We start from the raw sequence: 6927 nt of genomic DNA, 5'->3' as shown, positions 1-6927 counted from the left end.
AGCGCGGCCGGTATCGAGCTGCTGCCCGAGGAGTACACCCAACGGCTGGTGGCGGCCAGCCAGAGGTGCCGGGCGGGTTGACCGGAGGTTTCCAGCCTTCGTCCTTGTCATCGACGGGGTTCTTGGGTTTCGGGAGGACCGGAGTATGGCCGTCGACATCTTCAGCGCCAGGACGGTAATACGTGGTCATCACGAACCTGGCGTTCTCCTGCGCCTCGGTCGCCCGGTATTCCGGGCCCTTGATGACGCTCTGGAACGGAATCGCGTTGATGATCTTGTCGCCGACCGTGGTGTTGTCGGGTTTGCCGACGGAGTTCTTCGCCTGCGCGAGGTGGCCTTCCATCAGGTCCAGGCCGTGGGCAACCATCTGAAAGCAGGCTGCGATCGTGGTGAACGAGGTTGCGAATGCGCGAGTGCCTTCGATTGCGGCGGTACCAGATTGGCCATTCCAGTAGTTGGTGATGTCTTCTTCGACGCCTTTGGAGAACACCTCGATTGCGTCTCGGGCGTCCTTTGTGAGGTTGCGCCAACCATCGGCCTTCGTGTTGATCGCAGCGGGGTCGACGTCTCTTACCGCGTCGTAGATCTCCTGATGCGACATCGTTTCGAAGGGGTCTTGCACGGTGATGACGCGACCGGCGAACTGATCACTGCCGTATTCGCCGAGCAGGCCCTGCCACTCGGTGCCGACGATCGCGCGGTCGGCATCCCACTTGGCCTTCTCGTCATTCACGCGCTGCTGATCATCGCGCTTGTTCTGGTCTGCCTCGCCGAAACCGAGGAACTGAACAGTCGACACGACTGGGTTGTCAATGAAGTTGCCGACGTTGCTGACCCAGTCGGTGAAGCCGAGTCCCATAGCTACTGCACCCCCGTTTGTCCCAGCACGCCAGCGGTGGACTGGTCTGTTTCCTCGATCCGGCGAATGGCGAGAGCGTAGGTCTCACTCATCAGCGTGACGATGTCGATGCTCTCCTGGAGCCGTTTCAGAGCCGAATCTTCATCGGTGCTCGCCTTCGCTGCGAATTTCTTCCGCAGTGCTTCGGCTGAATTCAAGGTGCCAAAGCCCGACACGTGCTCGAGTTGCTTGGTGTCCGCGACCATCTTGCGCAGTTCCGTGAGCAAGGTATCTGCGCGGCCCTTCAGCGCATTCCCAATTTCCGGCTCCATGCGCAGTTCGCCGTTCTCGGCTTGGGTTTTCATCGTTTTCCAGTGGTTCAGCAATCCGGGCATCTCAGAGTTGCTGGGTGTCGTCACAGTTCCCCTCCCAACACTGCCTGCAGACGAGCCGACCTGATCTTTCTCACGAGAAGATTCACAGCCGTCATCATTTTGGCAGGTAAGGCTCGAGCTCGGTAGCGTGTCGAACTGCCACACTGCACGGCGGTGATTCCGGCATTGATTCTTCCTCGCCGTAAAGCCAGCTGACAGACACTTCTAGCGTCCCCTTCGCCCACGGAAGGTTCACCCAGCAGGTCGAACGTTCCTCGTCCGATTTCTCGCCGTACGTCAAGCCGGAGCGGGGGCCGATCTGAACTTCCTTCAGCCCAGACAGGTTGGTATTTGCTCGGGCTTCTGCCTGCGTGTATGTCGATGACCCGACGTACACGAGGTAGGGACCCTCGGTCGAATCCCACCGGCAAATCCGGTAGGTCACATCTCCGGAAGGTGCATCTGTAACTGCCTCCTTCGATGCGGGGTTCACCTTCGTCGCCGCCAAGGCCTCATCAGCCAAGTCGGTGCACGGATTCCACTGCACCGTCTCTTCCCTGGTCGTCTCACTCTGCCCCTGCGCCGCCGGCTCCCCATCCACCGACGTCGAGCACCCGGCGACCAGCCCGACGGCGGCGATTGCGCCGAGCATCGCGCGGACCGCGACCCCTCTGTGTGCACTACTCGCGGTACGCATACCCCTCCTGCTTTCGGTGCGAAAAGACCGACACTGAATAGGACGCACCTTACCGCGATCCGGTTCCACTCGATCTATCGTCCAGGATCGGTCCGGCAACCATCCGCGCTCGCTCACGGGCCGATCTCGCCACGGCGGGCGCTGAGCGTGCTCGCGATGGCTCGCGTTCGGGCACTTGCCGATCCGTCCTCGGCCTTGCAGTCCTTGCCACTACCGCGGCCGCGATCGGACTCCTGTCCGCGACTGCCGCCCCCGCCGATGCCGCCACCGGCACCTTCATCTGGAGGGTGAACGGTCAAACCACCGAGCTGAAAAATCCGAAGGATGGCAGCTGCCATCGCATGCCAGGCGGCGCCTCGACGCAGGTCGTCGAATTCACCAACAAAACCAATAGGAGAGCCAGCGTCTTCCAGGGCACGACATCCTGTGACAGCCGGGGCCCGGGCACCGTTCACCGAGTCGACCCGGGCGGTACGGGCTACTTCACGGCCCGCAGCGATATGTCCGTGCGCATCTGGACCAGCTGAGCGCACCCTTCCCTGGATTGCACCGAGGTGAGCCCGCCCGTCGAGCAGCTGTTCGACGGGCGGGCTTCTTCGCGGCAGCGGTTCACTGCGATACGCGTGGCCCGAGTGTGGGAAGGCCGGAACTACGCGTCCGGACCGAAGTCGGCGAGGCGCTGGGCGGTGAGTTCGGCGTGGGTGATGCGGCGCAGGGCGGCGAGGATGGGTTCGTAGAGGACGGTGCCGAGTACGGAGTATTCGATGGCGGCGGCGGGGGAGTCCAGCGGCATGCGGTCGATTTCGTAGGCGGCGATGGCGGTGATGTGGGGGGCGTAGGCGCGCAGGCGGTCCTCGGTCATGGGCAGGCCTGCGGCTTCGGCGTCGGCGAGGGCTTGTTCGAGTTGGGCGGCGGCGGGGAGGTCGGCGGGTAGCGGACGGCCGAGGATGGCGAATGCGGCTCGGGCGCGCGGCAATTCGGTGTCGGTACCGGATTCGGGTGATGGCGGGAGTGCGGAGGTGGCGGCGCCGAGGGCGGTGAGCAGGGATTCCTCCGGGGCATCGATCAGGCCGACGATCGTCTTGATCTTCGCCAGCGCTAAGCCGTGCCCGGACAGTGCCTTCACCAACGCGATCCGTTTGACGTGCGGTTCTCCGTACTCGGCACGGGTGGCGCTGGTGGCGCGGCCCGGCATGAGCACACCCTCGCGCAGGTAGTACTTGATCGTCGGCACCGGCACTCCGGTGCGGGCCGCAAGCTCCGACATCAGCATCGCGTCTGTCCTCCTCCGAGTCACCCTTGACATTGGATAGTGTAGCTATCCATTATTGGGTAGCTACACTATCCAATCGGATCTACGACGCCAGGAAGCAGTCATGGATACATCGCTGATCTCGCCGTTCATGAGCATCGTGCTCGGGGCGACCATCCTCTCGGTGGTCACCATCGCCTTCGGCGGCACGTTCCTACTGCGCGTCTTCACCGGCGCCCACCCCACCAACGATCTGCAGAAATCCTTCTTCCGCGCCGGCCACGCGCATGCCGGGGTGCTGGTCGTGCTCGGCCTGCTGCTCGCCGTCCTCGGCAACGCGACGGGTGCGAGCCGCAGCTGGGCCGATGGCGGCGCGATCGCCGTGCTGGTCGCCGCGATCCTGATGCCGCTCGGCTTCTTCCTCTCGGTGCTCGGCCGCGAACCGCAGCGGCCGAACCGGATGATCGTCAGCGTCTGGCTGGGTGCGACGCTGCTGATGGCCGGGCTGCTGGTGTCGGGAATCGCGACGCTCGTCGCCGGGATCGACCGGTTCTGAGGGGTCCGGCGCGGCCTGCTCGGCCGGCGATCGGCGACCGGTAACAAAACAGGCCGGTCAGTCTTAATACGTTGTCAGTCCATATTTTTCGTTCGTCTCGCGTACTGTCGTCTGGGCCAGTGCATTCGAAGCAGGCCGCTCGTACCAGTTCGTCATGATTCGGAAATCGAGGCAAGCGAATGAACCACAAGCTATGGCTGCTCGGGCGATCGGTCGCGGTGGGCGGACATATCTTGGGGGAGAAAGTCGTCCGGCCGAAGGCGCGAACCATCGACGACGTTCCGGTATCCGGGGAAACGATCACACCGGCCTGGCTGACGGCGGTGCTGTGCCGTGACGTCCCCGGCGCCGAGGTCATCTCCTGTGCGACCTCCAACGGCAGCCGGGGCACCTCGACCCGAGTCGCGATCGCGGTCGAATACAACGAAGCGGGCGAGCAGGCCGGGCTGCCGACGGCACTGTTCGCCAAGACGACCACGGCTTTCAGCCAGCGCATTCTGCTCGGCGGCGGCAAGATGATCACCGGCGAGACCCGCTTCTTCCGCGACTTCCGGCCCGAGGTCGAGATGGAGGCGCCGGTCGGATACTGGGGCGCCGCCGACGAATCGTCATGGCGTTCCATCGCGCTGATGGAAGACATCGCCACCACCCGCGGTGCCGTGTTCGTGGAACCGACCACCTCGGTGAGCAAGACCCAGATGGAAGATCTGGTGCGCAATCTCGCGCGCCTGCACGGCACGTTCTGGGAGCATCCGTCGATCGCGGTCCTCAACAACCCGAGCTATATGCTCCAGGCCTATCTCGCCGCGATCGATATGAAGAAGCGCTGCGCGATCGGGCTGGAACGGGCCGGGGAAGTGATCCCCGAATCCCTGCGCGGCCAGAGCGAACGGCTGTGGGCGGGCGTCGAGCGGGCGATCGAGCTGGCCACCGACGAGCTTCCACCGACGCTGCTGCACGGTGATCCGCATATCGGGCAGACCTACGTCACCGGCGACGGGCGAATGGGATTCGTGGACTGGCAGGTCGTGATGCGCGGCGGCTGGGCACACGATTTCGCCTACACCGTGAACTCGGGCTGCGAGCCCGAGGATCGGCGGACATGGGATCGCGATCTGCTGGCGGCCTATCTGGATGAACTCGCCCGGGTCCGTGGATCGGCGCCCTCGTTCGACGAGGCGTGGCTCGCCTACCGGCAGCAGTCCATGTTCGCTTACGCGGCATGGGCTTTCACCATCGGCCGCGCCGCCTACCAGCCCAAGATGCAGTCCGTCGAAACCTGCTTGACCCTGCTCGAACGCATCACCACCGCATTGGACGATCACGACTCATTGGATGCCCTCGGCGTCTGACCGAATCCGAACAGTCTGGAGTTCCCGCGTGACTACCTCCACCCCTTGGGCGCAGGTCACCTCGTGCCCGGTGGCCCACGGATCGCCGACGCTCACCCTCGGCCCCCGCGTGCCGCTGCACTCGGCCGAGTTCGCCGCCGACCCGCATCGGCACTACCGCGAAATGCGCGGCCGATACGGATCTTTGGCGCCGGTCGAACTGGCGCCCGAGGTTCCCGCCACCTTGGTGATCGGATACAGCACCGCGGTGCGCATCCTCAACGATCCCGAGCATTTTCCCGCCGATCCGCGGGCGTGGCAGAAGAACGTCCCGGCCGACTGCCCGATTCTTCCGCTGCTGGAATGGCGGCCGATGGCAAGCCGCAGTTCGGGGGCCGATTTCGTGCGCTATCGCCAGGCCATCACCGCCGGCATCGACAATGTCGATCTGTATGCGCTCAACGGCGTCGTGGAGAACATCGCTGTTCCGCTGATCAACACGTTCTGCGCCGACGGGCAGGCGGATCTGATCCGCCAATATGTGTTCCCGCTGGTCTTCGAAGTGGTGAACTTCCTGCTCGGCTGCCCAGCCGAGATCGGCCAGCAGGTCGCGGCGGGCACGGCGGCGTTGCTCGAAGGAGTCGACGCCGAGAAGGGCAATCAGCTGCTCGGTGAGGCGCTGATGAAGTTGGTGACCTACAAACGCGCCGAGCCCGGCAACGACATCACCTCCGCGCTGCTGCAACACGAATCCGCGCTCGACGACGTGGAGGTGTCGCACCACGTCTCGCAGGTCTACGGCACCGGAATCGAATTCCAGCTCAACCTGATCGCCAACACCCTGCTGCTGGTGCTCAGTGATGAACGCTTCGGCGGCAGCGTGCTCGGCGGCAACCTGTCCTCGCGCGACGCCTTGGACGAAGTGCTGTTCAACGATCCGCCGCTGGCGAACCTGCTGATCACCTACCCGCGTCAGCCGATCCTGATCGACGACGTCTGGCTACCCGCCCACCAGCCCGTCGTGATCAGCATGGCCGCCTGCAACAACGACCCCGCCGTGCGCAACGGCGAACTCCTCGGCAACCGCGCCCACCTGGCCTGGGGCGTCGGCCCGCACGCCTGCCCCGCTCAGTCCCTGGCGTACCTGATCGCCCAGGACGCCATCGACCAACTCCTCGACGCCCTCCCCGACCTGCGCCTCGACCTCCCCGACGACACCCCCACCTGGCGCCCCGGACCGTTCCACCGAGCCCTGGCGGAACTCCCGGTCACCTTCCCGCCCGCCGCTCCGCTCACGATCTAGTGGTCGGCGGCGAGGAATTCCAGTCGGTTGCCCACGCCGTCGATGGTGTGGAACCTGCGGCGGCCGGGGATCTCGGCGGGGTCGGGCCAGTTCACGGGGTGGCCCGCGGCGGTCACTGCGGCTGCGGTGGCGTCGATGTCGACGATGAAGGCGGGGTGGGCCTTCGTAGCGGGCCGGAAGTCCTGTTCCACGCCGACGTGCAGCTCACCGTCCGGGCCCGTCACTCCGGGTACTCGGAACCAGCATCCGCTGCGGGCCGCGAGTAGCGGTGGCTTGGGTAGTTCGGTCCAGCCGAGCACGCCGGAGTAGAACGCGCGCTGCCGATCCTCGCCGCCGACCGGGCAACTGACTTGAACGTGGTGGATCATGACGCAAGCGTAGGTCGGCGGGAAATGTTCTTGGGCAGTGGAACTCGGGTGGTGGTAGCGAGGCGCCAGCTGGCATTGGATCCGCGCGGTTGCCCTTGCATGTCACAGTGCGCGGACGACCAGGGCGGTGCCCATGGTGAGCATGGTGATGGCGACGAGGGTGTCGAGGAAACGCCAGGCGGTGGGGCGGGACAGGATGGGGGCGAGG

At 65.0% G+C, this 6927-nt stretch carries 8 protein-coding genes and 1 pseudogene; 4 read left to right on the top strand and 5 right to left on the bottom strand.

Annotated elements, in window-relative coordinates; translation table 11 throughout:
* The 3 genes and pseudogenes from GV790_RS28540 to GV790_RS28530 all read right to left on the bottom strand — a co-directional run.
* A pseudogene (locus GV790_RS28540) lies at positions 1 to 859 on the bottom strand (hypothetical protein); the annotation flags it as partial.
* 2 nt (positions 860 to 861) lie between these two features.
* A complete protein-coding gene (locus GV790_RS28535; protein ID WP_163817885.1) occupies positions 862 to 1257 on the bottom strand; it encodes a hypothetical protein in 396 nt (131 codons plus the stop codon).
* A 70-nt stretch (positions 1258 to 1327) separates the two neighbouring features.
* Complete coding sequence (locus GV790_RS28530) at positions 1328 to 1864, bottom strand: DUF3558 domain-containing protein (protein ID WP_256673589.1); 537 nt, start codon at positions 1862 to 1864, stop codon at positions 1328 to 1330.
* 332 nt (positions 1865 to 2196) lie between these two features.
* On the opposite strand from GV790_RS28530, the gene GV790_RS28525 reads away from it, so the two are divergent.
* Positions 2197 to 2436, top strand: a complete 240-nt coding sequence (locus GV790_RS28525; protein ID WP_163817881.1) for a hypothetical protein — start codon at positions 2197 to 2199, stop codon at positions 2434 to 2436.
* Positions 2437 to 2558: 122 nt separating this feature from the next.
* Here the strand turns inward: GV790_RS28525 and GV790_RS28520 are convergent, their stop codons facing one another.
* Positions 2559 to 3182: a MerR family transcriptional regulator gene (locus tag GV790_RS28520; RefSeq protein ID WP_163817878.1), complete on the bottom strand. Its 624-nt coding sequence runs from the start codon at positions 3180 to 3182 to the stop codon at positions 2559 to 2561.
* A 103-nt stretch (positions 3183 to 3285) separates the two neighbouring features.
* Here GV790_RS28520 and GV790_RS28515 point away from each other — a divergent pair, with 103 nt between their 5' ends.
* The 3 genes from GV790_RS28515 (at position 3286) to GV790_RS28505 (ending at position 6351) form a co-directional block, all read left to right on the top strand.
* Positions 3286 to 3717 (top strand): hypothetical protein, encoded by a 432-nt coding sequence (locus GV790_RS28515; protein ID WP_178128459.1) that lies wholly within the window; start codon positions 3286 to 3288, stop codon positions 3715 to 3717.
* Positions 3718 to 3896: 179 nt separating this feature from the next.
* The gene (locus GV790_RS28510; protein ID WP_163817877.1) at positions 3897 to 5069 is read left to right on the top strand and encodes an aminoglycoside phosphotransferase family protein; all 1173 of its coding nucleotides are present in this window, start codon (positions 3897 to 3899) and stop codon (positions 5067 to 5069) included.
* A 28-nt stretch (positions 5070 to 5097) separates the two neighbouring features.
* Complete coding sequence (locus tag GV790_RS28505) at positions 5098 to 6351, top strand: cytochrome P450 (RefSeq protein ID WP_163817875.1); 1254 nt, start codon at positions 5098 to 5100, stop codon at positions 6349 to 6351.
* Here GV790_RS28505 and GV790_RS28500 read toward each other — a convergent pair.
* Positions 6348 to 6719 (bottom strand): glyoxalase, encoded by a 372-nt coding sequence (locus GV790_RS28500; protein ID WP_163817873.1) that lies wholly within the window; start codon positions 6717 to 6719, stop codon positions 6348 to 6350. The genes GV790_RS28505 and GV790_RS28500 overlap by 4 nt on opposite strands.
* Positions 6720 to 6927 lie beyond the last annotated feature (208 nt).

The organism is Nocardia cyriacigeorgica (assembly GCF_010858045.1).
In the GTDB taxonomy this organism is placed as follows: domain Bacteria; phylum Actinomycetota; class Actinomycetes; order Mycobacteriales; family Mycobacteriaceae; genus Nocardia; species Nocardia cyriacigeorgica_E.
This window is presented reverse-complemented; position numbering and strand designations above follow the sequence as displayed.

Coding starts and splice junctions, on each gene's coding strand:
- GV790_RS28530 (WP_256673589.1), bottom strand. CDS start 1,864: ATGCTCGGCGCAATCGCCGCCGTCGGGCTGGTCGCCGGGTGCTCGACG.
- GV790_RS28520 (WP_163817878.1), bottom strand. CDS start 3,182: ATGCTGATGTCGGAGCTTGCGGCCCGCACCGGAGTGCCGGTGCCGACG.
- GV790_RS28515 (WP_178128459.1), top strand. CDS start 3,286: ATGGATACATCGCTGATCTCGCCGTTCATGAGCATCGTGCTCGGGGCG.
- GV790_RS28510 (WP_163817877.1), top strand. CDS start 3,897: ATGAACCACAAGCTATGGCTGCTCGGGCGATCGGTCGCGGTGGGCGGA.
- GV790_RS28500 (WP_163817873.1), bottom strand. CDS start 6,719: ATGATCCACCACGTTCAAGTCAGTTGCCCGGTCGGCGGCGAGGATCGG.